The 26,805-nt window shown below is 62.8% G+C and carries 22 protein-coding genes and 1 pseudogene; 11 read left to right on the top strand and 12 right to left on the bottom strand.

Features of this window, described 5'->3' with window-relative positions:
• Positions 1 to 24: 24 nt before the first annotated feature.
• The 4 genes from NKJ13_RS17505 (at position 25) to NKJ13_RS17490 (ending at position 5,284) form a co-directional block, all read left to right on the top strand.
• The gene (locus NKJ13_RS17505; protein ID WP_254816094.1) at positions 25 to 1,356 is read left to right on the top strand and encodes a UDP-glucose dehydrogenase family protein; all 1,332 of its coding nucleotides are present in this window, start codon (positions 25 to 27) and stop codon (positions 1,354 to 1,356) included.
• Positions 1,357 to 1,387: 31 nt separating this feature from the next.
• On the top strand, positions 1,388 to 2,467 hold the full coding sequence (locus tag NKJ13_RS17500; RefSeq protein WP_352479830.1) for a glycosyltransferase: 1,080 nt from the start codon (positions 1,388 to 1,390) through the stop codon (positions 2,465 to 2,467).
• 187 nt (positions 2,468 to 2,654) lie between these two features.
• Positions 2,655 to 3,824: a glycosyltransferase gene (locus tag NKJ13_RS17495; protein ID WP_352738618.1), complete on the top strand. Its 1,170-nt coding sequence runs from the start codon at positions 2,655 to 2,657 to the stop codon at positions 3,822 to 3,824.
• Positions 3,821 to 5,284 carry a lipopolysaccharide biosynthesis protein gene (locus tag NKJ13_RS17490; RefSeq protein WP_352738621.1) on the top strand — a complete coding sequence of 488 codons (1,464 nt, stop codon included), beginning with the start codon at positions 3,821 to 3,823 and terminating at the stop codon, positions 5,282 to 5,284. Before NKJ13_RS17495 ends, NKJ13_RS17490 begins: the two co-directional genes overlap by 4 nt.
• A gap of 222 nt (positions 5,285 to 5,506) precedes the next feature.
• Here NKJ13_RS17490 and NKJ13_RS17485 read toward each other — a convergent pair.
• Positions 5,507 to 6,559: pseudogene (locus NKJ13_RS17485) on the bottom strand (polysaccharide pyruvyl transferase family protein); the annotation flags it as partial.
• A gap of 302 nt (positions 6,560 to 6,861) precedes the next feature.
• Here NKJ13_RS17485 and NKJ13_RS17480 point away from each other — a divergent pair.
• The 6 genes from NKJ13_RS17480 to NKJ13_RS17455 all read left to right on the top strand — a co-directional run bounded on the left by NKJ13_RS17480 (position 6,862) and on the right by NKJ13_RS17455 (position 14,465).
• Positions 6,862 to 8,034, top strand: a complete 1,173-nt coding sequence (locus NKJ13_RS17480) for a glycosyltransferase family protein (RefSeq protein ID WP_352506976.1) — start codon at positions 6,862 to 6,864, stop codon at positions 8,032 to 8,034.
• Positions 8,035 to 8,045: 11 nt separating this feature from the next.
• On the top strand, positions 8,046 to 9,038 hold the full coding sequence (locus NKJ13_RS17475; protein ID WP_352506975.1) for a glycosyltransferase family 2 protein: 993 nt from the start codon (positions 8,046 to 8,048) through the stop codon (positions 9,036 to 9,038).
• Positions 9,038 to 9,988 (top strand): glycosyltransferase family 2 protein, encoded by a 951-nt coding sequence (locus NKJ13_RS17470; protein WP_352738686.1) that lies wholly within the window; start codon positions 9,038 to 9,040, stop codon positions 9,986 to 9,988. The genes NKJ13_RS17475 and NKJ13_RS17470 overlap by 1 nt, the downstream gene beginning before the upstream one ends.
• Entirely contained in the window at positions 9,978 to 10,928 is a 951-nt protein-coding gene (locus NKJ13_RS17465; protein WP_254816101.1) for a glycosyltransferase family 2 protein, read from the top strand. The genes NKJ13_RS17470 and NKJ13_RS17465 overlap by 11 nt, the downstream gene beginning before the upstream one ends.
• 70 nt (positions 10,929 to 10,998) lie before the next feature.
• Positions 10,999 to 11,895, top strand: coding sequence for a UTP--glucose-1-phosphate uridylyltransferase (locus NKJ13_RS17460; protein WP_352649782.1), 897 nt, complete (start codon positions 10,999 to 11,001; stop codon positions 11,893 to 11,895).
• A 149-nt stretch (positions 11,896 to 12,044) separates the two neighbouring features.
• Positions 12,045 to 14,465 (top strand): polysaccharide biosynthesis tyrosine autokinase, encoded by a 2,421-nt coding sequence (locus NKJ13_RS17455; protein ID WP_352777917.1) that lies wholly within the window; start codon positions 12,045 to 12,047, stop codon positions 14,463 to 14,465.
• 15 nt (positions 14,466 to 14,480) lie between these two features.
• Here NKJ13_RS17455 and NKJ13_RS17450 read toward each other — a convergent pair whose 3' ends face one another.
• Positions 14,481 to 15,245 carry a metallophosphoesterase family protein gene (locus tag NKJ13_RS17450; RefSeq protein ID WP_352738626.1) on the bottom strand — a complete coding sequence of 255 codons (765 nt, stop codon included), beginning with the start codon at positions 15,243 to 15,245 and terminating at the stop codon, positions 14,481 to 14,483.
• A gap of 130 nt (positions 15,246 to 15,375) precedes the next feature.
• Positions 15,376 to 17,283 carry a propionyl-CoA synthetase gene (locus NKJ13_RS17445; protein ID WP_352738628.1) on the bottom strand — a complete coding sequence of 636 codons (1,908 nt, stop codon included), beginning with the start codon at positions 17,281 to 17,283 and terminating at the stop codon, positions 15,376 to 15,378.
• 172 nt (positions 17,284 to 17,455) lie between these two features.
• Between NKJ13_RS17445 and NKJ13_RS17440 the strand changes: the two genes are divergently transcribed.
• The gene (locus tag NKJ13_RS17440; RefSeq protein ID WP_352738630.1) at positions 17,456 to 18,253 is read left to right on the top strand and encodes a DUF2259 domain-containing protein; all 798 of its coding nucleotides are present in this window, start codon (positions 17,456 to 17,458) and stop codon (positions 18,251 to 18,253) included.
• A 283-nt stretch (positions 18,254 to 18,536) separates the two neighbouring features.
• On the opposite strand, the gene dhaK is transcribed toward NKJ13_RS17440, so the two are convergent.
• The 9 genes from dhaK to NKJ13_RS17395 all read right to left on the bottom strand — a co-directional run bounded on the left by dhaK (position 18,537) and on the right by NKJ13_RS17395 (position 26,805).
• Entirely contained in the window at positions 18,537 to 19,523 is a 987-nt protein-coding gene (gene dhaK, locus NKJ13_RS17435) for a dihydroxyacetone kinase subunit DhaK (RefSeq protein WP_352738632.1), read from the bottom strand.
• Between the two features lie 26 nt (positions 19,524 to 19,549).
• Positions 19,550 to 19,972, bottom strand: a complete 423-nt coding sequence (locus tag NKJ13_RS17430) for a hypothetical protein (protein ID WP_352738634.1) — start codon at positions 19,970 to 19,972, stop codon at positions 19,550 to 19,552.
• An 8-nt stretch (positions 19,973 to 19,980) separates the two neighbouring features.
• Positions 19,981 to 21,597 carry a phosphoenolpyruvate--protein phosphotransferase gene (gene ptsP / locus NKJ13_RS17425; protein ID WP_352738637.1) on the bottom strand — a complete coding sequence of 539 codons (1,617 nt, stop codon included), beginning with the start codon at positions 21,595 to 21,597 and terminating at the stop codon, positions 19,981 to 19,983.
• Positions 21,581 to 21,883 carry an HPr family phosphocarrier protein gene (locus NKJ13_RS17420; RefSeq protein WP_023676329.1) on the bottom strand — a complete coding sequence of 101 codons (303 nt, stop codon included), beginning with the start codon at positions 21,881 to 21,883 and terminating at the stop codon, positions 21,581 to 21,583. The genes ptsP and NKJ13_RS17420 overlap by 17 nt, the downstream gene beginning before the upstream one ends.
• A gap of 22 nt (positions 21,884 to 21,905) precedes the next feature.
• A complete protein-coding gene (gene dhaM / locus NKJ13_RS17415; protein ID WP_352469937.1) occupies positions 21,906 to 22,295 on the bottom strand; it encodes a dihydroxyacetone kinase phosphoryl donor subunit DhaM in 390 nt (129 codons plus the stop codon).
• Positions 22,292 to 22,894 (bottom strand): dihydroxyacetone kinase subunit DhaL, encoded by a 603-nt coding sequence (gene dhaL, locus NKJ13_RS17410; protein ID WP_352469938.1) that lies wholly within the window; start codon positions 22,892 to 22,894, stop codon positions 22,292 to 22,294. The genes dhaM and dhaL overlap by 4 nt, the downstream gene beginning before the upstream one ends.
• An 81-nt stretch (positions 22,895 to 22,975) precedes the next feature.
• Positions 22,976 to 24,619: a dihydroxyacetone kinase subunit DhaK gene (locus NKJ13_RS17405; RefSeq protein WP_352469939.1), complete on the bottom strand. Its 1,644-nt coding sequence runs from the start codon at positions 24,617 to 24,619 to the stop codon at positions 22,976 to 22,978.
• 67 nt (positions 24,620 to 24,686) lie between these two features.
• On the bottom strand, positions 24,687 to 25,700 hold the full coding sequence (locus NKJ13_RS17400) for an ABC transporter ATP-binding protein (protein WP_352448469.1): 1,014 nt from the start codon (positions 25,698 to 25,700) through the stop codon (positions 24,687 to 24,689).
• Positions 25,693 to 26,805 carry an ABC transporter ATP-binding protein gene (locus NKJ13_RS17395; RefSeq protein ID WP_352738639.1) on the bottom strand — a complete coding sequence of 371 codons (1,113 nt, stop codon included), beginning with the start codon at positions 26,803 to 26,805 and terminating at the stop codon, positions 25,693 to 25,695. The genes NKJ13_RS17400 and NKJ13_RS17395 overlap by 8 nt, the downstream gene beginning before the upstream one ends.

Raw genomic sequence — 26,805 nt, 5'->3', positions numbered from 1 at the left:
AGCCTTGAACAGGAATGAAACCGAATGAATTTGACTGTCTTTGGAATCGGCTATGTCGGTCTTGTACAGGCGGCGGTGCTTGCCGAAGTCGGCCATCAGGTGGTCTGTGTCGACATCGATGCAAAAAAGGTCGAACGGCTCAACCAGGGCCATGTCCCGATTTTCGAGCCCGGGCTCGAAAACATGGTCAAGGAGAACCATGCCGCCGGCCGCATCAAGTTCACCACCGACGCCGCGGCGGCGATCAAACATGGACAGATCCAGATGATCGCCGTCGGCACGCCGCCGGGCGAGGATGGTTCGGCAGACCTCAAATATGTGCTGGCCGTCGCCGAGGCCATCGGTCGTGAGATGGACGCGCCCAAGATCGTCGTCGGCAAGTCGACCGTGCCGGTCGGCACCTGCGAAAGAATAAAGGCCAGGATCGCCGAGACGCTGAAGGCGCGCGGGCGCGAGGATCTGGTTTTCGACGTCGCCTCCAATCCGGAATTCCTCAAGGAAGGGTCCGCTGTGAGCGACTGCATGAAGCCCGACCGCATTATCGTCGGCACCAGCAACGAGGACACCGAGGCGGTGATGCGCGAGCTCTACGCGCCGTTCAACCGCAACCACGAAAAGATGATCGTGATGGACGTGCGCAGTGCCGAGTTCACCAAATACGCGGCCAATTGCATGCTGGCGACCAAGATAAGCTTCATGAATGAAATGGCCAACCTGGCCGAGCAACTGGGCGCCGACATCGAGGAGGTCCGCAAGGGCATCGGCAGCGACCCGCGGATCGGCTACCACTTCATCTATCCGGGCCTCGGCTATGGCGGCTCGTGCTTCCCGAAGGATGTGCGTGCCCTGATCAAGACCGCCGAGGCTGTCAAGTTCGACGCCAAGCTGCTGCGTGCCGTCGAGGAGCGCAACAACCAGCAGAAGTCGGTCCTGTTCGAGAAGGTGCACCGCTATTTCAAGGGCAATCTCAAAGGCAAAACCTTTGCGCTGTGGGGCCTCGCCTTCAAACCCAATACCGACGACATGCGCGAGGCCCCGGCCCGCACGCTGATGGAAGCGCTCTGGGCCGCCGGTGCCAATGTCCAGGCCTATGATCCGGAGGCGATGCAGGAATGCCAGGCGATCTACGGGCTGCGCGACGACCTGCAACTGTGCGGCACCAAGGAGGCCGCGCTGCGAGGCGCCGACGCGCTCTTGATCGTGACCGAGTGGAAGAGTTTCAGCGCGCCGTCCTTCGATGCATTGAAGAACGCGCTGACCAGGCCCGTCATCTTCGACGGACGCAATCTCTACGACCCCAAGGTCATCGCCCGCCACGGCATCGAATACCACAGCATCGGCAGAATGGCGGCGTGACGCTAGGGCGGTCCAGCAAGGAGCCAGGTCCATGAAAGTTCTGTTTGCAGGCGGCAACGGCTACACACCGCAGTTCAGCGGTGGCGTTCAGTCGAGCACGCACCATCTGGTCGAGCAGCTGCGCGAGCACGGTCATGACGCCTCGGTGCTGGCGGCGCTGTTCGGTGACGGCATGTTCGGTTTCAAGGCGCGCGCCAAGATGAAGCTCCTTCGCCAGCGCGCGGTCATCGACAGCTATCCCGGCTATCCTGTCGTGCGGGCGTGGTTTCCCTGGGAGGCGGCCCGCTTCGCCGTCGAACGGCTCGATCCCGATGTCGCCGTCGTGCAGTGCCACAAATCGGTGCCGATCGGAAAGGCGCTGCAGGCGCTCGGCGTGCCGCTGGTGGTCTATCTGCGGAACGTCGAATTCCACGAATTGGCCGGCGACCTGCGCGAATTGCATTCGGCGCTTTATATCGCCAACTCCGAATTCACGGCGCGCACCTATAAGGAAAAGTTCGGCATCGACTCGACCGTAATCCCGCCGACCATCAATCCCGGGCTCTACAGCACGCCGACCACCGGTGAATTCGTCACGCTGATCAATCCTTACAATGAAAAAGGGTTCGAACTCGCCGTGCGCATCGCCGGCCAATGCCCCGAAATCCCGTTCCTGTTCGTCGAAAGCTGGAAGCTCGACGACGACCACCGGGCGCAGATCGAACGGATCATCGCGCCGCTACGCAACGTCAGGCTGGAAAGCCGCACCAGCGACATGAAGACCGTCTATGGCCGCACCAAGATCCTGCTGGCGCCCAGCAAATGGGAAGAAGCTTGGGGGCGGGTGGCATCCGAGGCCCATTGCAGCGGCATTCCAGTCGTCGGATCCCGCCGCGGCGGTCTGCCGGAAGCGATTGGCGCCGGCGGCGTTGTGCTCGACTATGACGCACCGCTCGACGACTGGGTCGCCGCGGTCAGGCGACTATGGAGCGACAAGGCCGAGTACGATCGGCTGTCGGCGGCGGCGCAGCTGTTTTCGGAGCGGCCGCAAATGAACCCCGACAGTCAGTTCACGACCTTCCTCGGCGTTCTCGACAACGCCAGGCAAGGCGCGCTGGAGCGTGCCGCCTGATGCATTTCGTCCAAAACCGTTTATGTCGCCCAACAGCCCGCTTTTGCGCCTGACCGGGGTGTGAGCGACTTTGGGACAACAACATGCACAACACCAGACGCTTGAAGCGCCTCGCACGGCGACGACGGGCGTCAGCCCTCATCCGTGCGAGCAGATCGCCGACCGGCCTCGAAAGATCGTCCATTCGATGAAGATTTGCTTCGTAGTTGATAAGTTCCCCTCTTTGTCGGAGACCTTCGTCCTTGACCAGATAGAAGGGTGCCTCGAGCGCGGCATGCAAGTCGGCGTCGTCTGCAACGAGACGTCCTTCGGCAAGGACAGCAACATCGACGATCGCCGCTGGCAGGCTCTCCCTGGCAAGGTCGTCTGCTGGTGGGGCGGGCTGGGGCGCTTTCGCCCGACGCTCAGGAAATGGTCGGGCAGGTTCTGGGATAAGCTCTCGACCGCCGTCGACATCGCTTTTGCGCGCAAATTGCAGAACGCCGATGTGATCGTCGCGCATTTCGGCAATAACGGCATGCGCGTCGCCCGCGCCATGAAACGAGGCCGGATTTCCGCTCCTTTGGTGACCATATTCCACGGCCGCGATGTGGGGGAACCGCTGCATGACAACACGCTCACGCGCTACAAGGTTGTCTTCGACAAGGGCGTTCTCCAGCTCCCGGTGAACGCGTTTTTCCGCGATGCCCTGATCGGCGTCGGAGCACCCCCGGCGCAAGTCATGGTTCACCATATGGGCGTGCGGCCCGGTGAGATCGGCTACCATTGGCGTTCCTGGGAACGGGACACACTGTCCTTCATCTCGGTCTGCCGGCTGACCGAAAAGAAGGGCATCGAATTCGCCCTTCGGGCGCTCGCCAGCCTGCCGCGGCGCGACTGGGTCTATGCGGTGATTGGCGGCGGCGAATTGCTGGAAGAGTTGAAGAAGCTCGCCGCAAGTCTCGGCATTGCCGACCGGGTGACTTTCCTCGGGCCGCGTCCACACGCCGAGGTCAAGCAGCGCCTGCGTGATGCCCACGTATTCCTGTTGCCGAGCGTTACCGCGCGAGACGGTGATCTCGAGGGTATTCCGGTGGCGTTGATGGAGGCTATGGCCGCCGGGCTGATCGTCGTCAGTACCTATCACTCGGGCATTCCCGAACTGATCGAAGATCAGGAGACAGGCTTCCTCGCACCGGAGCGAGATGTTGCGGCGTTGGCCCGCAAGCTTGTCTGGGTGGCCGAGAACCCGGGCAAATGCGAGCGCATCGCACGTGCGGCGCGCCGTAAGATCGAGCAGGATTTCAACGCGGACGTGCTCAACGAACGTTTTGCGCAGATCGTTGCCCAGCTGGCCGAAGCCAGGCGCCCGGCATGAACGCCAACCCGCCCCCCCAGTTCGGTCGTGTCGCCCTGCGCGGCGGCGTGGTGACGATCGGCGCGCAAGGCTTCAAGATGGCGATCCAGTTTCTCTCCGTCATCGTGCTTGCGCGTCTGCTCGTGCCCGAGGATTTCGGCCTGGTCGCTTCCGTCGGGCCGATCGTGGCCTTTGTCGGGCTGCTTCAAAACCTTGGCCTGCAGCAGGCTGTGGTCCAGCGCAAGGATATCAGCACCGAGCAGCTCAACCAGGTATTCTGGATCAGTGCGTTGGTCGGGCTGGGCAGTGCCGTGATGGTGGCATGCCTGGCACCCGCCATCGCCGCCTTCTACGGCGATCAACGCATGGTCGGGATCACCATCGGCTCTGCCTTGCCGCTGCTGCTTGGCAGCCTCGCCGCGGTGCCGCTGGCGCTGATGAACCGTCACTTGCGCTTTGGCCAGCTCGCGCTGAACGACATGATAACCGCTGCTGCCGGACTTGCGACTACAGCAGCCGCGGCCTATGCGGGGCTGGGCTACTGGTCGCTGGTCATCGGCCCGGCGGTATCGGCTGTTGTCGCGCTGGCCGCGGCATGGCAGGTGGCGCGCTGGACGCCGTCGCGGCCGGACCTGAAGGTCGATACCGACATATTGTCCTTCGGCGCCAATCTGACCGGCTTCAATCTGGCCAACTTCTTCTCGCGCAATCTCGACAACATCCTGATCGGAAAATATTCGGGCGCGATCGAGCTCGGCTATTATGACCGCGCCTATAAGCTCCTGCTGTTCCCGCTGCAGAACATCAACCAGCCGCTGACACGCGTGATGGTGCCGCTGCTGAGCCGCATCCATGAGGACAAGGCGCGGTTTCGCGACATCTATGTGCGAACCAACTGGATGCTGGCGGCCGTCACCATGCCCGGCATCGCGGCGCTGACGCTAACGTCGGACCAGGTCGTCGGGCTTCTCTTCGGCGAGCGCTGGGCGGCGGTGGCGCCGATTTTCGCCTGGCTGGGCATCGCCAGCCTGATCCAGTCCGTCTCGAGCACCACGGGATGGATCTTCATCTGCCAGGGCAAGACCAAGACCATGTTCCACTGGGGCATCTACTCGTCGCTGACGACGGTCGCCGCCTTCATCATCGGCCTGCACTGGGGCGCCGTCGGTGTCGCGGCGGCCTATGCAATCAGCGGCTATGTGCTGCGCGTTCCGGTACTTGCCGTTCTTGTCCACCGGGTCGGCCCGGTGACCGCAGCCGACTTCCTGGTCATGCAGGGGCTTTTCATCGCGTCGTCGCTGCTTGCCTGGTCCGTCTACCGCGAGCTGCCGGCATCGCTGACTGGCCAGTCAGACCTGCTCGCGGTGGTCCTGGCGGTTGCCCTCAATTATTCGATCGGCCTGGTCCTCATGCTTGCCCTTCGCCAGTCGCGCAGCGCCCTGTTCACCACGCTTTCCAGCGCCATGCGCAACGCCCGCTAGGCCGGCAATCACCGGCCTCAAAAGCTCACCTGCCGACATTGCCGACGCATGCTCCTCAAGCACTGCCTGAAGACTCGTCCTGCGATAGAGGTCGAGATTGGCGGTAAGTCTGCCGAGCTTCTCGCTCGCTTCCTCGGGCGTCACCGTATCGATGTCGAGCAGCAGGTCGGCGACGCCGATCCGCTTGGCAAGTTCCTTGGTCTTGAATTCATAGGCGATCGGCAGCACCGGCGTGCCGACGCAGAGCGACATGATCATCATATGCATGCGTGTTGCGACGACGAAGTCGAAGCCTTTCACCAGGGCTATCAATTGCTCCGGCGTGTGGAACGAAGCGTCCACGCTGACATGTTCGGCGATCTCCGGATCGAGTTCGGCAACGATCGCCCTCGCCGTCTTGGAATCGTCATGGGCGTATTCCGGCACGCCCTGGCAGGTGGAGACGAAGGTGACCTCCTTGGCGTGGTCCCTGACCAGGATAGTCGCGATCTCGCGGATCGAGTCGATGTAGCGGCGCATGCCGCCCTCGCCGTCGCTGACATAGTTCCAGTGACGGACGGAAATGGCGACGCGGCCGGTGACGGTGGCCGACTGGCCGGAGGCCAGAATTGTTCCGATCCTGTCAGTGTCGGCCAGGGCAAAGACGGCGTCGGCCACGACGTGGCATTTGCCGGGGTTTTTCACCATGTCCACAATGTGGCCCCGCGAACGTTCGTCGCGCAGCAGGATGAGCGGGCTCCGGTCGAAGATCGGGCTCAACTCCTGGCGATTGTAACTTTTGTTGAACGGGCCGAGCGATTGTGTGAAGAAGACCGGGTCCTTGCCCAGAATCGCGTCGATCCTGAATTGTTTGAGGCGCCGCTCCAGATTGTAGGTCTCGACGAGATAGGTTCCGCCTGTCGTGACCACGAGATCGGCGTCTTTGTAGATCTCGAGACCACGGCGATTGCTTGAGCTGAACAAACGCCCGACAACGCCGCGGATGCCGAACCGCCGCAGGGCATTGAGGACGAGCCGATTGTAGATCGGCTTGAACAGGTTCTTCAGCCCGCTGCCGTATTTGTAGCGGAACAGCGATTCCGACAACAGCTTGTGGAATTCGAGGTCCGGATAGTCCTTCTTCGTGTAGAGCCTCGCCGCCACCTCCGGCTGGCTGTCGAAGACGTAGAACTGGATATCGTCCTGCACGATCGTCTTGAAAACATGGCGAATCGCCAGGAGAATCGCTGCATCCCCGGTATTCAGGCAGACGGTGTTTTCAACCGCGATCTTCATGGAATGACCTCATTTCGTGAGTAGTCCCGTGCTTCCATCGACGGGCGCGAAGGGGCGAATTGCAGGCGGGTTGGCCGAAAATGCTGCACGCCAAGGATGGTCCTCGCGTCGTGATTATTGGCGCGCAGTCCGATGGCAGGCCAGCGCGCGGTCCATGCGGCCCAAGCAGAGCGAGATTAACCCATCGATTTTGCAGTGCAACAAAAAACGTGGATCTTTGCTACGCTGCAACCAAAAATGTTGCGATGCAGCAAGAGGTGTACTAGCATCGTCGCGGGCGGGCCAACAGCGGTCGAGTTTTCATGCTGCATGTCTTGTACTTGGTACACGACGTCTCCGACCCGGCAGTGCGCCGGCGGATCATAATGCTCAAGGCAGGCGGCGCCCAGGTTACGCTGGCGGGCTTTCGTCGTACGGCAAGCGCAGTTGCTGATGTCGAGGGCTTGCAGCCGATCGATCTCGGCCCGACTCGTGATGGCCGATTCGCCCAACGTCTGGCCGCGATCATGAAGGCGGTGGTCTCGACCGGCTCGAAGCTGGGCTCAATGCCACGGCCCGATCTCATTATCGCGCGCAATCTGGAAATGCTGGCGCTTGCCCGCCGCGCCAGGTCGGCTTTCCAGGCAACAGTGCCGATCGTCTACGAGTGCCTGGACATCCATCGCCTGCTGCTTCGCGACGATTCGCTGGGCTGGGCGATGCGCGGTGCGGAACGCTTCCTAGCCAGGGATGTGAAGCTTCTGGTGACCAGCTCTCCGGCCTTCATCGCTAACTATTTCAAGCCGTTCGGACAGGTTGCCGCTCCGGTCGAACTGCTCGAAAACAAGCATTTCGAGCCGGCCGCAGCTTCGCTGGATGACCGCATTACGGCGGAGAATCCCGTTGCGCCGCCGTGGCGGATCGGCTGGTTCGGTGCGCTCCGCTGCCGTCGCTCCCTGGAGCTTCTGGCCGAATTTTCGCGCCGCCTCGACGGCCGCTTTGAAATCGTCCTCAGAGGCCGGCCGGCGCTGTCCGAATTTCCCGATTTCCATGGTTTTGTTCAATCGGAACCCTGGCTGTCGTTTGGCGGGCCCTACCGCAATCCCGAGGACATGGCGGCGATCTACCACGAGGTTCACTTTTCCTGGGCCATCGACTTTTTTGAGCAGGGCCTGAACTCCGAATGGCTGCTGCCGAACCGGCTCTATGAAGGCTGCCGCTTCGGAGCTGTGCCGATTTCGATGGGAACCACCGAAACCGGCCGGTTCCTCGACCGGCAAGGCATCGGGGTTCTATTGTCAGAAGCCACCCCCGAGGCGCTCGAAGCCGCAGTCGGCACGATGGAGCAGCATCGGTTCGAGACATTGAGGGCGCGTGTTCTTGCCCGCAATCCGCGCACCTGGAGCCACGACCGCGCCGATTGCCGGGCGTTTGTGGAAAAGCTCCGCGGGCTGACTGCGGCTCCCGGTCCATATGCTGCCGAAGCATTGGCATAGAAGGACTGCCGATGACGCAAACCGACATTCCATCCTGCATGATCGTGGTTCCGTGCCTGAACGAAGCGGCCCATATCGGCGCATTGCTTCGAGAGCTTCGCCCTGCGGCCGAGAGGCTGGGCGCCGTGATCATCGTTGCCGATGGCGGCAGTACCGACGGCACCAGGACGATCGTCGCGGATATCGCCGCAAAAGATCAGCGGGTGACCCTGCTGCACAATGAAAAGCGCTTGCAGAGCGCGGCGATCAATCTCGCCGTCGCCAGATTCGGGGAAGGCGTCGACTATCTCATTCGCATCGATGCGCACGGCGGCTATCCCGCGGATTATTGCGACCGGCTGATCGAAGAAGCGCAGGCCACCGGCGCGGATTCGGTCGTCGTCTCGATGCTGACCAGTGGCAGCGGCATGGTTCAGAAAGCAGCGGCAGCGGCGCAGAATTCCAGGCTCGGCACCGGCGGCTCCAAGCACCGGCACCTTTCGGCGGGGGAATGGGTCGATCATGGCCACCATGCGCTGATGCGGATATCGGCCTTCACCGCGGTCGGCGGCTATGACGAGACGTTCAGCCACAATGAGGATGCCGAACTCGACTATCGGCTCCGCCAGGCCGGCTACCGCATCTGGATGACCGGCAAGACGCAGATGGTCTACTACCCGCGCTCCTCGCTAAAGGGCCTCTATTTTCAGTATCTCGGCTATGGCCGTGGCCGGGCGAAGAACGTTCTCAAGCACCGCATGATCCCGAAGATCCGGCAAATGGTGCCGCTTCTGGTGTTCCCCGTGGTTCTTCTCGCCGCCTTTTCCTTCGTCCACTGGCTGGCGGCCGTGCCGCTTTTGCTATGGGCGTCGGTCTGCCTCGGCTACGGCTTTTTGACCGCCGTCAGCCAGCGCAAACCCGACATTGCGCTTGCCGGGGTCTCGGCGATGGTTATGCATTTCGGCTGGTCGGTCGGTTTCTGGCTGCAACTGCTCGCACCGCGACCGCAGCGCGAGGTAGCGTGATGGAGCCGGTCAGGAAAAATCGAAGCATCGATATCTGCATCTGCACATTTCGCCGGCCGGAGCTTGCCGACACGCTTCGCTCCATAGCGGCCATGGATATGCCCGTGGGATTCGACGTCGGTGTCATCGTTGCGGACAACGACGATACGCCGACGGCCGAAACGCTGGTCGCCAGGCTGGCGGGGGAGTTGAAGCTGCCGGTGACCTATCGGCACGCCCCGGCCCGCAACATCTCGATCGCGCGCAACGCTTGCCTCGATGCCAGTGCGAGGGATTTCGTCGCCTTTATCGACGACGACGAGACGGCCACCGCCGGCTGGCTTGCCGAACTGGTGGCGACGGCGGAAGCAACTGGTGCTGCGGCCGTTCTCGGGCCGGTGCGAGCCCGTTACCGGGCGGATGCGCCCGCCTGGATGCGCAAGGGTGATTTCCACTCGACCCTACCGGTCTGGGTCCGCGGCGAGATCCGCACCGGCTATACCTGCAACGTCCTGCTCAGGATTGGGGCTGAGAGCCTGCGCGGCCAGCGCTTCAGCCTGGCACGTGGCCAGACCGGTGGCGAAGATACGGAATTCTTCGACCAGATGGTCAAGGCCGGCGGCCGCATCGCCTTTTCGCCGGAGGCTTGGGTCGACGAAGCGGTGCCACCTGCCAGGGCGGCATTCGACTGGCTCGGCCGCCGCCGGTTCCGCGTCGGGCAGACGCACGGTCATCTTCTGGGGCGCAATGTACACGGCCTTGCCCGGCTCAAGCAGGTCGGCATTGCCGCGGCAAAGGCCGCCTACAGTTTCCTGTCGGCAATTCCGGTCGCCATCGACCCCGTGCGCCGGAACCGCAGCCTGCTTCGCGGCATTATGCATGTCGGCGTCGTCACCGGCCTCGTCGGGGTTCGTGAAATCCGCCAATACGGTCTGTCTTCGCCGCAGCAAGGGGGCAAGCGTGCAGCCTGACGTGAGCTTCGTGATTGCCGCCTACAATGCCGAGGCGACCATCGATCGGGCGATCGCCAGCGCCATTGCCCAGCGCAATGTCAGCGTCGAGGTCATCGTCGTCGACGACGGGTCGGCCGACCGGACGCTCGATCTGGCGAGATCCTACCCCGAAGGCATCGTACGCGTGGTCGCGCTTGAGCAAAACCGTGGCCCCGGCGGCGCCAGGAACGCCGGCCTTGAACTTGCCCGCGGCAGGTGGGTCGCGGTCCTCGATTCCGACGACGCGGTCTATCCCGGGCGAATCTGCACCATGATCGAACGCGCGGAGAAGGCGGGCGCCGAGATCGCGGTCGATAATCTGCAGGTCGTTCGCGAGGATGGCGTTGCCGAAGAGACGATGTTCCCGGCCGACTATCTGGAAGGGCTCGGTGAAATCTCGCTGGCGGATTACATCGCCGGCAATGTGGTCTTCGAATCGAGATTCAATCTCGGCTATCTCAAGCCGATCTTCCAGCGCCGGTTCCTGAACGAAAACGGGCTGCGCTACGATGAAAGCTTGATCATCGGCGAAGACTATATCCTCCTGGCCAATGCTCTGGCCAAAGGCGGCAAATGCGTGGTCGAACCGACGACAGGCTATGTCTACCACATCCGCACCGGCTCCATTTCCCGGGTGCTGGAGCTTCATCACGTCGAGGCGATGCGCAGGGCCGATGCCATCTTCGCCGGAACCCATTCCATGGATGCTGCGGCCGCGGCGGCGTTTGCCAGGCGCGCTCGCAGCCTGCGGCGGGCGGCGTCATTCCTGTCGCTGGTTCAGCACATCAAGGCGCGGTCCCCGCTTAAGGCGATATGGACGGCGCTCAGCGATCCGGCGGCGGTTCGGCATATGAGCATGCCGATCGCCGTCCGGCTGCGAAGGGTAGCGGCACAGTTTGCCGTGGTGGCGGGGAGGTGAAGGGCTGCGGGCGAATGAAGATAGTTTTCGCCGCCTGCGACGGGTTGAAATCGATCAGAAGGAATATGCAATGAAAAAAGTCAGGAAGGCAGTCATACCGGTGGCAGGGCTTGGAACGCGGTTCCTGCCGGCGACCAAATCCATGCCGAAGGAAATGCTGCCGGTGGTCGACAGGCCTGTCGTGCAATATGCGGTGGATGAGGCGTTCGAGGCAGGTATCGAGCACATCGTCTTCGTTACCGGCCGCAACAAGGCGGTGATCGAGGACTATTTCGACCTGCATCCTGAACTGATCGGAACCCTGGAGCAGAGCGGCAAGAAGGCGCAGCTTGAAGCGCTCGAAAGCCTGCTTCCCGTCGCCGGCGCGACAAGTTTCATCCGCCAGCAGTCGCCGCAGGGCCTCGGCCATGCCGTGTGGTGCGCGCGCGAAGTCATCGGCGACGAGCCCTTTGCATTGCTTTTGCCGGACATGGTGTCCTTTGGCGGGCGCGGCTGTCTCGCCGAAGTCGCCGATCTTTATGCACAGACCGGCGCAAACGTCATCGCCGTCGAGCGTTGCGACCCGACCGAGACCAGCAAATACGGCATTGTCGGCCGCGGCGCGGATGTCGGCACTGGCTTCGAGGTGACGGCCATGGTCGAAAAGCCGGCTCCGGCCAACGCCCCGTCGAACTTTTACATCAACGGCCGCTACATCCTGCAGCCCGAGATATTCTCGCTGCTGGGCAGCCAGCAACGCGGCGCCGGCAACGAGATCCAGCTGACCGACGCGATGGTGCGCCTCGCACAGACGCAAGCCTTCTTCGCCCAGCCTTTCGACGGCCGCATGTTCGACTGCGGTTCGAAGGAGGGCTTTATCCAGGCCAATATCGCTTTCGCGCTGGCGCGGGAGGACATGAAGGGCCAGATCTTCGATATGCTGCAGGAATTCGTCCGGTCGCACCAGCGTCGGGAAGAAGCCGCATAATGTCCATTTTTTTGAGGCATTGTGGGCGCGGCTGATGACGCAGGACAGGCCATTGCGCCGCGCGTAACGCGCACTGTCCGGCGCAAGGTTTGCACCCTATGTCCCGACCTTCGAGGCGGTAGCGCCTGCAAACTAGAATTGGACCGAAGATGAACTATGCCAATTTTCCTGTCGAGAAGAGGACGCCATTGCCGGCTTCGAGTGCGGCAAACGCCGAAGACTTCATCGACATCGAGCGCCTGCTTGGCATGGCCGCGCGGCAGGCGAAAGTGGTTGCCGCCTGTGCCGTCATCGGTCTCTTTCTCGGCGTCCTCTACTTGCAGACGACGCCTCCTACCTATGTGGCGACGAGCAGCGTGCTGATCGACGAAGGATTGAACAAGGTCGTCGACGACATTTCGGCGGCGTCGGTCAGCATGCAGACCGACTCCGCCGTTCTGAGCCAGATCGAAATTCTGCAGTCGGCCAGGCTGGCGGGGGTGGTCGTCGACAAGCTGAAGCTCGATCAGAACGACGCTTTCATGAACCCTCCGACGTCGGCCCTGTCGAAGGTCGCAGGCTTTGTACGCGGTCTCATCCAGTCTGTCCGCCCCAAGCGCGCCGCTAGCACGACCGACGTCACTCAGCTTGATGCTGCGACGCGTGACGCGATCACCGCATCGTCGTCGCCCCGTGACTACGCAATCTTCAAACTGCAGAACCAACTCGACGCCGAGCGGATCGGCCGAAGCTTTGTCATCAGCATCTCCTTCCAGGCGACGGATCCGGCGCTTGCGACCGCCATCACCAAGGCCTATGCCGACGCCTATCTCGCCGATCAGCTCGATGCCAGCTTCGACGCGACTGAGCGGGCGGCGGTCTGGCTGCAAGGCCGGCTGACCGAGCTTCGTGAGAGCTCCCAGGCGGCCGCACTGGCGGTCGAAAAGTTCAGGGCCGAACATGGATTGGCCGTTAATGACGGCCAGCTGATCAGCGACAAGCAACTGTCCGATCTCAACACCCAGCTGATCGTCGCGCAGGCCGATACCGCACGTGCCGGCGCCCGCTATCAGCAGTACAAGTCGATCGTCGAAAGCGGCTCGGACAATGCATTCAAGGACGCTGCGATATCGAACGACCAGCCGAGCAGCTCGGTCATCACGACGCTCAAGAACCGCTATCTCACCGTCGCCAAGCGGCAGCAGGATGTCGAAGCCAATTTCGGCCCGCAACATCCGCAGGCCGTCGCGCTCGCCAAGGAGAAGGCCGACATATCGGCGCAGATTTTCGGCGAGCTGAAGCAGCTCACCGAAAGCTACCGCAACGAATACGAGGTCGCTTTGGCGCGCGAGACCGCGCTCCGCGCAAATGTCGCCTTGGCGGCAGGCAAGAGCTCTATCGACAACCAGTCGCAGGTCAAGCTGCGTGAGCTGGAGCAGAAGGCGACGGCGCTCTCGACGCTCTATCAGACATTCCTGAACCGCTATGAGGAGGCTGCGCAGCAGCAATCCTTCCCGGTCGGCAAGATCCGGGTCATCTCCGATGCGACGATGCCGCAGTCGGCCGCAACCCCGCGGACGGCCATCGTGCTGGGGCTTTCGCTGGCGCTTGGCATAATGATGGGGGCCGGGGTTGGCGGCCTGAATGAATTCAGGGAACGGTTCTTCAGGACCGGCGAGGATGTGCGCGACCGCGTCGGCCTCAAATTCCTCGGCTACCTGCCGGTCATCGGCAAGGCTGGGAAGGACGATCAGCGCGACGACGGTCAGCCCGACGTCAAGGCCGCCGAAACCAGGACCGCCAAGTCCTCCAAATCCCAGTCCTCCAAAACATTGTCGGCAGCCGAAAAACGTGCGCGCATGCGGGTAACCGTCGATGCCCCGGCATCAATGTTCTCCGAGACGCTGCGCAACGCCAAGATCGCCTTCGATGTCGTGATGGAAGGCCAGGGCAGCCGGGTCATTGGTGTGATCTCGGTGCTGCCCGGCGAAGGCAAGTCGACGGTTGCCGCCAATCTTGCCGGGCTGCTTGCGGCCAACGGATCGAAAACGCTGCTGATCGACGGTGACTTGCGCAACCCCGGCCTCAGCCGCAGCCTTGGCATGGAGGCCGAGCAAGGCCTGATGGAAGCGGTGGTGAGCGGGCGGACCTGGCAGTCGGTCGGCAAGATCGACCGGCAGACCAAGCTGGCGATCATCCCGGCCGTCCTGCGTGGCCATTTTTCGCACACCAGCGAGCTTCTGTCTTCGGCCGGCATGCGGCGCTTCATTGATAATGCCAAGGAAACTTTCGAATACATCATCGTCGATCTGCCGCCGCTCGGGCCAGTCGTCGACGCCAAGGCCTTCGCCCCGCTTGTCGACGGTTTCGTGCTGGTCGCCGAGTGGGGACGCACGCCGCGGGCAATGGTGCAGTCCGTGCTGAGCTCAGAACCCTATATCGCCAAGAAGATCGTCGGCGCGGTTCTGAACAAGGTCGAATTGAAGAAACTGGCCAAGTATGGCTCGATCGGCGGCTCCGAAAGATTCTTCGACAAATATTCGAGCTATTATCTGGAAAAATCGGAAGCACGCACAAAGGCGGCTGCCTGAGCGACGATATCGCGCTCAGGAAAATATCAACCTGGCGCGTTTGTCGGCGATCCTGACTGCGGTCAGCCGGCCGCTTTGGAAGGCGCCCGTGTCGATGCCAAGCCGGCGTCCCTCGAGCTTCGGAAACTCGACCGGCGTATGCCCGTGCACCACATAGCGGTCGAGAAGATGTGCGGCTTCGAAGAACTCCGAGCGGATGTTGAGCAGGTCGTCCTCATCTTGTGCGGCGAGGTCGATGCCCGGCCTGATGCCGGCATGAACGAATACGAATTTCGCCGAACAGACCATGACCGGCAGCGCACGCATGAAACTGACGTGGTCGGCGGGAATGATCTCTCGAATGCGCCCGTCGACCTCCTCGTTTGAACCGTAGAGATCGGCCATGCGCTCCGGGTCGACGCCGTAGGAAAACAGCGTTTGCAGGCCGCCTATCGCCAGCCACGACTCTCTCGAAATGATCCCGTCGAGATAGTTCAGCATCACGACTTCGTGGTTACCGGCAAGACAGATACGCTGGAAGCCTTGGAGTGGCGGCGCCAGCAGATGATCGAGCACGCGCGCCGACTGCGGACCACGATCGACGTAGTCGCCAAGCATGATGATGAGCTTGCGTCCCTCGAAAGACGCAGAATCGAGCAGAATGTTCTGCTCCAGGGAGCGAAGCTCCTTATAGCAGCCATGCACGTCGCCGATCGCGTAGACGACTGATTCCCGGATATCGATCTCGAGCCGCTGGCGCGCCGCGGTCCGGGTGTTTCTCGATCGCTGGAACAAGGTCACGAATGGCGTCCCGTATGGCTGTGAATGCGCCTCGATCTCGAAACAACATTGCGACGCAGCGCGTGGATACCATGTCTGGCACCGGTCGTTCCATACCCGGAGCTTCGAACGCAACTCGGCTTCGGCGTTCTTACAGGCCGATCCCGCGGCCCTTCAGTGCTGCGGTGATCTCGTCGAGGATGGCGGGGTCGTCGATCGTCGCCGGCATGGCCCATTCCTCCTTGTCGGCGATCTTCTGCATGGTGCCGCGCAGGATCTTGCCGGAGCGCGTCTTCGGCAGGCGCTTGATCGTCACTACCGTCTTGAAGGCTGCGACAGGGCCGATCCGTTCGCGCACCAGCGTGACCACCTCGCTCTCGATGATCCCTGCATCGCGGTCGACGCCCGCATTCAGCACGACGAAGCCGAGTGGAACCTGCCCCTTCATCGCATCGGCAATGCCGACGACGGCGCATTCGGCAACGTCGGGATGCGCGGCCAGCACCTCCTCCATGGCGCCGGTCGAGAGCCGGTGGCCGGCGACATTGATGATGTCGTCAGTGCGGGCCATGACATAAAGATAACCGTCCTCGTCCATCATGCCCGCATCCGCGGTCTTGTAGAAGCCGGGGAATTCCTCGAGATAGGCTTGGCGAAACCGCTCGTCGGCATTCCACAGCGTCGGCAGGCAGCCGGGGGGCAGCGGCAATTTCACCACGACATTGCCAAGCGTACCACGCTTGACCTCATGCCCGGCATCGTCGAGCACGCGGATGTCATAGCCGGGCATCGGCACGCCGGGCGAGCCGTATTTGACCGGCAGCAGGCCCAGTCCGGCGGGGTTGATGGTCATCGGCGAGCCGGTCTCGGTTTGCCACCAATGGTCGATCACGGGCACGTTCAATTTCTGCTCCGCCCATTTGATGGTTTCCGGATCGGCGCGCTCGCCGGCCAGGAACAAAGTACGGAATTTGGACAGGTCGTATTTCGGGACGAATTCGCCCTTCGGGTCCTGTCCTTTGATGGCGCGGAAGGCGGTTGGCGCGGTGAACAGCGCGACGACGCCGTGCTCGGCAATCACCCGCCAATAGGTGCCGGCATCGGGCGTGCCGACCGGCTTGCCCTCGAACAGCACGGTCGTGCAGCCATGCAGCAGCGGGCCGTAGACGATGTAGGAATGGCCGACCACCCAGCCGACGTCGGAAGCCGCCCAAAACACTTCGCCCGGCTTGACGCCGAACTCGTTTTCCATCGACCATTTCAGCGCGACCATATGGCCGCCATTGTCGCGCACGATGCCTTTCGGCTGGCCGGTCGTGCCCGACGTGTAGATGATGTAGAGCGGATCGGTGGCAAGCACCGGAACACAGTCGACATTGGCGCCGGCGGCCCGCTCACGCGCCACGGCGTCGGCATAGTCGATATCGTGATTTTCCCTGAACTCGCAGCGCAATTGGTCGCGCTGCAGGATGAGGCAGGCTTCGGGCTGGTGCCGCGACATCTCGATCGCTTTGTCAAGCAGCGGTTTATAGGCAACGACGCGCCCTGGCTCCACGCCGCAGGAAGCGGAGATGATCAGCTTCGGCTTGGCGTCGTCGATGCGGGTGGCGAGCTCATGCGAGGCAAAGCCGCCGAAGACCACCGAATGTACGGCGCCGATCCGCGCACAGGCAAGCATGGCGAAGGCTGCTTCCGGCACCATCGGCATGTAGATGATGACGCGATCGCCCTTTTGGATGCCGCGATTCTTGAGCACCGAGGTCAGCGCGACCACCTCGCGCTTCAACTCGGCATAGGTGAATTTCCTGATTGTGCCCGAAATCGCGCTGTCATGAATCAACGCGATCTGGTCGGCACGGCCGCCCGCCACGTGGCGGTCGACGGCATTGAAGCAGGTGTTGCAGGAAGCGCCGTTGAACCACCGGCCATAGACACCGGCATTGGCGTCGAACACGGTCTCGAAGGGCGAGAACCATTCGATAGCGCCCGCGGCATCGGCCCAGAACTTTTCCGGGTCGCGTTTCCAGCCGTCATAAACCTCGTGGTAGCGTGACGCCATCCAGCTTCCTCCCCAGGAATGTTTGCTGTCCTTGAAATAGCGTATGCTGGTTTGTGTAACCATGTATTTGTGCGTTTCGTTTGCCGTCGTTCTAATTCGGCGGCAAATGCAAGGCCGTCGTGGTCTGCGGGGCTGGTATCGACCGAATTTTCGACATTGGGGGCAGGGCGCGATGAGATTGCGGTATGAGCTTGGGTTTGCCGCGGTTGCGACGCTGGCTGTGGGGCTCGCTTCAGCTGCTCAGGCCGGCGATGCGGCGGCACGGCGTATCATCGGCTTTTCGCCCGACGGCAACTATTTCGCCTTCGAGCAGTATGGCACGCTCGACGCTGGTGCTTCGGATTCGGGCTGGTCGGAGATCGACCTCATCGACACCCGCACCGATCAGTTTGTCGGCGGCAAGCCGATCCTCATCGTCGACGAGACGGAGGATTCGACGCTGACACTTGCGCAGGCGAGGGCACAGGCCGCGGAGCAGGCGGCGCCCTTGCTGGCCAAATATTACATAGCGCCGCGTGGCGAGCGGACTGCCTTGGACAGGTTCACCTTTCCCGACGACATGGTCGCCTACAACGACATTGCGCGCCTCGAGCAGGTTTCGCAACAATGGCTTTCGCCGACCTATGACGAGCTTGGCATCTCGACCATTCAGCTCGAGCAGATTCTTGCCGATAGCACGGCGGATTGTTCAGCGAGTTTCGACGGGGCGCAGCAGGGCGAGACGACCGGCAAGGCGCTCGGCTTTCGCCTGACGCTGCAGGGCCAGGACGGTCATCCGATCAAGGTGTTGCACGAGGACAAGACCGTACCCGGTTCGAGGAATTGCCCGACCTCCTACAGCGTGTCGGAATCCTACACCTTCACCCCAGACGGCAAAGCGGGCGTGGTTGTCGTGCTCGTGCAGCGCTTCAGCCAGGGATTTGAAGGGCGTGACCGCCGTTTTCTCGCCGTGACAGGCCAGGTGAACTGAGGCAACGCGCTGGGAAGTAGTCCGCTACCCGAGTTGTTGTCCCTAAAGCGGGAGGGCAGCGAGCATAAGTCCGACCCCGCCGGCGATCAGCAAGGCGGCTGCCAGCATCTTTCCATGGCGCTCGAAACCCGTCGGCGCCCGATCCCAATTGTAACGCATGCTCGAACTCCCCAAACCCGCAGATTCTTTATCTTACGCAGGGTGAGGAGGGCAACTGTCTGACGATACGCGGCGTTGCCGATGTCGGTCCTATCACCGGCTATTTCTGGGGCATTCTCCGCCGCTACATGCCCCAGCGCAGTGCGGCCGTATGTACCGGTGCATCCCACCAAACAGCCGCCTCGTCGTCGAGCATGCTCAGCGTGATCGAACAGCCGGCCATGTCGAGCGAGGTCACATAGGACCCGACCAGCGACCGGGTCACTGTGACGCCGTGCTTCTCGAAGATTTTGCGGGCGCTGTTGTACATCAGGTAAAGCTCCATCAACGGTGTGCCGCCAAAGCCGTTGACGAAGAGCAGCGCCTGGCCTCTGGCACCGTCGCCCAGGTCACCCAGGATTGCGGTACAGATCTCGTCGGTGATGGCGTCGGCGCTTTTCAATGTGTCGCGCCGCCTTCCGGGCTCGCCATGGATGCCGACCCCGAACTCCATCTCGCCGTCGCCGATATCGAAGGTCGGCTTGCCCGCCGCCGGCACGGTGCAACTGGTCAGCGCCACGCCCATCGAGCGCGTCGCGCCGTTGACGCGCTCGCCGAGCGCCTTCAACGGCTCCAGTGCCATGCCTTGTTCGGCCGCCGCGCCGACGATTTTCTCGACCACCAGCGTGCCGGCGACGCCGCGCCGGCCGGTGGTGTAGGACGAGTTTTCGACCGCAACGTCGTCATTGGTCACGATTTGCATCACGCCTTCCGACATTTCAGCGGCCATGTCGAAATTCATCACGTCGCCCTCGTAGTTCTTGACGATGAACAGGCAGCCGGCGCCCGTATTGACGACTTCGGCCGCCGCCATCATCTGGTCAGGCGTTGGCGAGGTGAATACCTGGCCGGGGCAGGCCGCATCCAGCATGCCGTGCCCGACGAACCCGCCATGCAGCGGCTCGTGACCCGAGCCGCCGCCGGAGATCAGCGCCACCTTGCCCGGCTTGAGCAGCTTGCGGCGGATGAATTTGTGTTCCTCGCCAAGCGCCAGGATATCGGCATGCGCGGCAACGAAGCCGTCGAGGCTCTCGGTCAGCACCGTATCGACCGAATTCAGAAATTTCTTCATGGCTGTTCTCCCGAAATAGCCCAGCGTCAGCTGCCCTTGCCGGCGATGCTGGTGATCTTCTGGATGAAATCGTTGACCGCCCGGTCGAGCGCCGCGTTCTGCTTGTCGTCGCCGAAATCGGGAACGATCAGCGAGACATGACGTGTCTTGCGCAGGCCTGCGGCCAGCGACATCTTTCCCGGATGCGCCCGATGGTAGGCCTCAAGGAAATGGTCGCGTTCGACCGGGCTGAAATGGCAAACGGAGAAGATAGCCGGCAAATGCTTCGATGGGATCGGCGTCGAGTAGGCAGGGCTTGAAATCTGCGTGACGAAGCTGCGGTGCTTGCCAAGCGCATCGGCGAGGCGCTGGCGCATGCCGGACGGGCGCTGGTCGATCACCTGCGACAGGATCGTCTTGTAGGCGCGGATCGCCTCTTCGGGGCCGGATTGCGGCGCCTTGTCTGCCATACCGGGGCCTAGATCGAAACGTCCGCGATGGCCGCCTTGGCCATCGCGAGTTGGGCGGGAGCGACGGAGAGGTCACGCAGGCCGGTTTCGAGCAGCGCCGGGATCGAGGCGGGGTCGCCGCCGGCATCGCCACACAGGCTGACCGGGATATTATGCTCGCGGCCGAAGGCGGCAACCGAGGCGATCAGCCGGAGCACGGCCGGATGCCTGACGGAATTCAAATGTGCGACCGACGCATTGTCGCGCGCGGCGGCCATCACGTATTGGGTCAAATCATTCGAACCGATCGAGAAGAAAGCGGCCTTGGCGAATGCCTCCGGTGCGATGGCCACCGACGGCACCTCGACCATGATGCCAAGCGGCGGCATTTTGTGCGCGATGCCGCGCGCCAAAAGGTCAGCCTGCTCCTCAGCGAACAGCGCGGTGGCGTGTTCATACTCTTCCGGAACGGCGATCATCGGGAACATCACCTTCAGATTGCCGTGCATGGCGGCACGTAGCAAGGCGCGGATCTGCACACCAAAGATCTCCGGACGCATCAGCGACAGCCTGATCCCGCGCAGGCCAAGGAATGGATTACCTTCCTCGACGGTCAGGCCCGGCACAGGTTTATCGCCGCCCGCATCGACAGTACGGATCGTCACCGGCCTGTCGCCTGCCCATTCCAGCACTCTACGGTAGGCGCGATATTGCGTCTCCTCGTCCGGCAGCGTCTTGCCGAACAGGAATTCGGTCCGCATCAGCCCGACACCGTCGCACGCCGCAGCATCGATGCGGTCGACATCGGACGGATCGGCAATATTCACCTGCACGTGGACCGCTATGCCGGTCTTCGTTGCTGCCGGCCTTGTCAAATAGGCTGCCGCTTTGTCGCGATGCGCCGCGAAAGACGACGACGATCGCCGGAATGCGTCGATCTCCACTTTCGAAGGCGCCAACACGATGCCGCCATGTTCGGCATCGAGCAGTGCGATTCCGGCAAGGTGAGCCGGCGAAGCACCGGGCCCGGCTACCCCACGCGCTACGAGCGCCAACCCCACCACCATTGGCACGCCGCGTGAGCGTGCCAGCATTGCGACATGACTTGCGGCACTTCCGGCCGTAAGTGCTATGCCGCCGCCGGCACTCCAGTCGGTTTCGAGGAAGCGCGTCGGTGCGATATCCTCGCCGTAGAAGATCGCACCTGCCGGCGCGGCAATGTCGCCGCCCCCGGCAAGCGCGCGTAGCACCTGGTCGCGTATGTCGCGCATGTCGGCCGCGCGCGCCCGGAAATAGTCCTGCTCGGATGTTTCATAGCCGGCTATCTCGGCGTCGAGCGCTTTTCGCCAAGCCACATCAGCAGCCATGCCCTCGGCAATTCGCTCAAAGGCCGGGCCGGTCAGCGCGTCGTCCTCCAGCATGGCGAGCTGGAATTCGAGGATACCGGCCGCCTCGCTGTCGCTGGTTTCCATCAATGTCGCGAGCCGGCCTGCGGCAATGGAGATGGCGGCCTCAAGCGCCGCCTTCTCGTCCGCGGCAGTCGCCTTGCGGACATAACGCACAGCAGCCTGGTCCAGATTGAACAGCGGCCCCTCGGCATAGCCGGCCGATGCCGAAATGCCCTGCAGCCTAAGCGGTTCGGGCATGGTCCTTGCCTTCGTCGAAATCGCGCCGCACCAGCTCGACCAGTGCGCCGACCGCCTCGCCGGCGCCGTCCCCTTTGGCTCTGATATGCAGGACAGTGCCTTTCGGCGCTTTCGCCGCCATCACCTTGACGATGCTCTTGGCGTCGAACCATGGCCCGTTGGCGGCGAGCGCAATCTCGACGTCGGCCGAAAACGTCTTGGCAAGCTTGGTGAACTTCACCGAAGGACGCGCATGCAGTCCCACCTCATGGGTGATCAGGACGCTGGCTTCGGCTGCTGCGGACATGCTTGTCAAAATTCCCGTTCGTTCACGACGGCGACAATTCGTGCGCCGTCGCCACCACTTCCCTGAGCGAGGCGCCGCCGGAAGCCTCGGTCGCCGCCATCACCGCGCCTTCGACGATCGGCGCATTGCAGACAATGATCTTCTGGGCGCGTGGTTCGCCGATCATCTCGACCGCCATCTCGCTATTGGTCTCGGCACCGCCGAGATCGACGAGGATCGCGACCCCCGCCTCCGACCAGGCCTTGTCGATGGCGTCCATGATCGCCTCGACATTGGTTCCCAGCCCGCCATGGCCGTTTCCCCCGCACCATGCAAGCGGCACTTCGTTGCCGACCATCTGCCGCACCATGTCGGCGGTGCCTTCGGCGACCAGCGGCGAATGCGATACGATGACGATGCCGACATTGCTCATGCGCGCCTCTCGATTGCCTCGGCTACGGCCCGCACCAGAAGCGCAGTCGAGCGTGCGCCGGCATCCATATGACCGATCGAACGGTCGCCAAGGAACGAGGCGCGCCCACGCAGCGCCTTCATCGGCACGGTCGCGTCGGCCGCGTTGTCGGCGATCTCGACGATGTCCGCTGCCGTCTTTCCCTGCAGCAGGGCCTCATGCACCGGCTGCAGCACATCTAACATGGTTTTTTGCCCGGCCTGCGACTTGCCTCTGGCGGCAACCGCTTCGATCGCCTTGCCGAAGGCCGCCGCCAGGTCGGCGCGACCCGGCGCGGCGGAAATCTCCTTGCCGAGCGCCATGAACAGCGTGCCGAACAACGGACCGGAGGCTCCGCCGACGGTCATCACCAGTTTGGTGCCGATCGCCTTCAGCGCCTCGGGCAACGGCTTTGTCGCAAACGCGCCGGCCTCGGCCCGCACTGCCTCGAAGCCGCGTCTCATGTTGAGCCCATGGTCGCCGTCGCCGATGGCCTGGTCGAGACTGGTCAGCTCGTCGGCATGTGCGGCGATCGTGTTTGCCGCCGCCTCGATCAGCCTGGAAATATCCGCTGCCGCCATATCACCCATGCTCCTGGCCCCTGCGCTGCCGGCAGTACGAGAAAATTGCATATCCGGCAATTGAAGCATTCTTTTCCCCAGTCAAGCGGGTTCGAGCAACGCAGCGAGGGCAGTGAAGACCTCGGCGACGGCAAAGGCGCCGGGGTCGACCACGCCGTCGAGCTGGCTGCCAATATAAGCGGACCGCCCGGCCTTGGCCTTGCGCATGGCAGCGGTGGCCTCGGCGCCGCGTTGCGCCGCGACCGCCGCATCTTCCAGACTCCCCCTATCCAGCGCCCTCAAGGCGGGTTCCAGGGCATCGATCATCGTGCGATCGCCGACCCTCGCTCCACCATAGAAGGACATCCGATCGAGGCCGGCGAGAAGCGCCTTGGGAAGCGTTTCGCCAGACTCCAGCGCCTGCGCGGCGGCGGTGAAGAAGATCGACAACAGCACGCCGCTAGAGCCGCCCATGCTGGCGCTCAGGATGTCGCCGACGACGGCGAGCGTTGCGGCAGGGTCAGCGAGCGGCAGTGTTGCAATGCGGCCAAGCACACTGCGCGCACCGGCCGCCACTGTCGATCCGGTGTCACCGTCTCCCGCCTTGGCATCCAGTCCGTTCAACGAGCCTTCAAGCGAGATCAGCCGTTCGCAGACCGCGACAACCAACCGGTCGGTGCGTGCGTCCTGGCTGGCTTTCGACGCGTTGTTCGGGCCGGCGGCTTTGGCCATCGGCACGACGCTGGCTTGGCGAACGGCTCTTGCCGGCAGCCAGGCGTGGGGGCCTACCGGCGCCCGCAACGCCGCTTCGCGCGACGCATCGAGCCGGATCAGCGACAGGGAAAAGCCGTTCATGTTGAGCGCGGTCATAAGCTGCCCGGGCCCGATTGTCAGCGTCACCTTTTGCGCCAGCGGTGAAGCCAGTACCGCATTGGCGACAAGCAACATTTCCAGCGGTGGCACCGAACCGAGATTATTGATCAGCAAGGCGTAGTGGCTGACCGGATCAAGCCGCGCGGCAAGGCGCTCCGACATGATCGCAACCAGCCTTTCGGCACTTTGCACCGCAATCCGCTCAACGCCCGGTTCGCCATGGATGCCGAGGCCGAGTTCGGCATCGTCCGCCCCGAATCTTTCTTCATGGCTCTGGCCGGGGATCGAGCAGGATGACAGCGATATGCCGAGCGAAACGATATCCGCCGCCACTGCCCGCGCCGCCCCGGCAATCGCCGCCAGGTCAATGCCGGCTTCCGACTGGTGGCCGGCGATCTTGTGCACGAACAAGGTGCCGGCCAGGCCACGCGGCTGGGCAATGTCCGGCAGGGCGATATCGTCGGCGACAATCACCATCTCGACCCGGAAGCCTTCGGCGCGCGCCTTCTCGGCTGCCAGGCCGAAGTTGAGGCGATCGCCGGTATAGTTCTTGACGATCAGCAGACACCCGGCGGGACCGGTCACCGCGCGGATGGCGGCCAATACCGCTTCCACGCTCGGCGAAGCAAAGATCTCGCCCGAAACCGCCGCCGTCAGCATGCCAATGCCAACAAAGCCGGCATGGGCAGGTTCGTGCCCGGCCCCGCCGCCGGAAATGACCGCAACCTTGGTCTTATCCCAGTCCGCGCGGAGAATGACCTTGATCTCGGGATAGCCGTCGAGGCGAGCGAGATCGCCGGCGCCGGTAGTATCGAGGAAGCCGTCCAGGGCCTCAGTTACGATCGTATCCCTGCGATTGAAAAAATGCTTCATCGAATTGGTCCAGTCCGGTGCCCGAAATTGCCGGTTGAAAGGTGCCAGGAAAACACTCGCGCAGCGCTCACATCAGCCGTCGCCCATCGGGGCCGAAATACAGCGGCGAGCGATAGCGGATCATGATCTTGTCGCCCTGAGCCAGGTCGGTGTCGGGGTCGGTTAGCGTCACCAGCTTCCTGGTCCCCACCGTCACATGCAGATGGTTCTGGTCGCCGAGATGCTCGACCCAATCGACGACGCCGTCGGCATGGCCGTTCGCCGCCTTCTCGATCGAAAGATGTTCGGTGCGAGCACCGATCGTCTTTGTTCCCGCCGGCGCGCCGCCATCCGGCAGCAGTCCGACCGGCAACAAATTGATTGCCGGTTGGCCGAGCCGTGCGGCGACGTGTAGGTTTGCCGGCTCAGAATAGATCGCGCGCGGGGAACCGATCTGCACCAGCACGCCGTCGGCGAGAATGCCGATGCGGTCGGCCATGGTCATCGCTTCGATCTGGTCGTGCGTGACGTAGAGCATTGTGGCGCCGAGTTCCGCCTGGATGCGCTTCAGCTCTAGCCTGAGATCGGCGCGCAGCTTGGCGTCGAGCGACGACAGCGGCTCGTCCATCAGGTAGATCGACGGCTTGCGCACCAAGGCGCGGCCGATGGCGACGCGCTGCATCTCGCCGCCAGAGAGTTTGGTCGAGCGATTATTCAGCTTGTGGTGGATGCGCACCATCTTGGCCACGTCCTCGACGCGGCGGCGGATCTGATCCTCCGGCATTTTCCGTGCTGGCGAGCGCAGCGGAAAGGCGAGGTTGTCGTAAACCGACAGATGCGGATAGAGCGAATATTGCTGGAATACGAAAGCGGTGTCGCGCTCGGCCGGCGACAGCGTCGTCGTGTCGTGGCCGGCAATATGGATCGAGCCCGCTTCCGGACGCTCCAACCCGGCGATCAGCCTGAGCGTCGTCGTCTTGCCGGCGCCGGTCGGCCCGAGCAGCACGACGAATTCCCCGTCGGCGATATGCAGGTCGAGATTGTCGACGGCGACATGCTCGCCAAAAGCCTTGGTCACGCTTTTGATGTGAACGTCAGCCATGATGTGCTCTCCCCTGGGAGGCCGAGTCATGGATTTCGGTGCGCACCGCACGCCCGGATCCTTTTGCGAACAGCGACAGCCGCGCGCTGTTCAGCGCCAGGCCCACATGATCGCCCGGATTGAGCCGGATTTCGGCCGGCACCCTGGCCTTGATGATGCCGTCCGCTGTCTCCACCGCGACGATCTGAGTGGTGCCGAGATATTCCGTGCCGTAAATAGCACCGCGCAGCTTCGAAGCGTCATCGAAGCGGATGTGCTCCGGTCGGATGCCAAGCGCCATCTCGGCCGGCGCGACGTCCTCGCGGATCTCCGGCACGGCCACCTTCGCGCCTTGCACAACAATTTCCCTGGCGCCCTTTGAAAGCCCGCCGCCGAAGCCGAGGAAATTCATCGGCGGCGAGCCGATGAAGTCGGCGACGAACATCGTCGCCGGCCGGTCGTAGATCTCGCGCGGCGTGCCGAACTGTTCGATGACGCCGTGGTTCATCACCGCGATCTTGTCGGCCATCGACATCGCTTCCATCTGGTCATGCGTGACATAGACGGTGGTGGCGTGAATGCGGTTGTGCAGTTCTCGCAATTCATGGACCATCAGGTCGCGGAATTCGGTGTCGAGCGTGCCGAGCGGCTCATCCATCAGGAAGCATTTTGGCCGCCGTACGATGGCGCGGCCGAGCGCCACGCGCTGGCGATCGCCGCCGGCAAGCCCGGAGACCGATTTGTTGAGCAGATGGTCGATCCGCAAAAGCTTCGCCGTCTCCTCCACTCGGCTCCGGATTTCAGCGCCTGGCACGCCTTGCGCCAGCAGTGGAAAGCCGATGTTCTTCCGCACATTCATGTGCGGATAGAGCGCGAACAGCTGGAAGACGAAGGCGATGTCGCGCTCGCGGGCACGCCGCATGGTGACGTCCTCGCCGCCAAGCAGGATCTTGCCGCCGGTTGGCAGTTCGAGCCCGGCGATCATGCGCAACGTCGTCGTCTTGCCGCAGCCGGACGGCCCCAGCATGACGAAGAATTCGCCGTCCTCGACGACGAAGTTGGAATCCTGCACGGCGACGAAATCGCCGAATGCCTTCCTCAGATGTTCGACCCTGATCTCGGCCAT

Origin of the sequence: Mesorhizobium sp. M0174 (assembly GCF_040322275.1) — a bacterium.
Taxonomy (GTDB): Bacteria; Pseudomonadota; Alphaproteobacteria; order Rhizobiales; family Rhizobiaceae; genus Mesorhizobium.
This window is presented reverse-complemented; position numbering and strand designations above follow the sequence as displayed.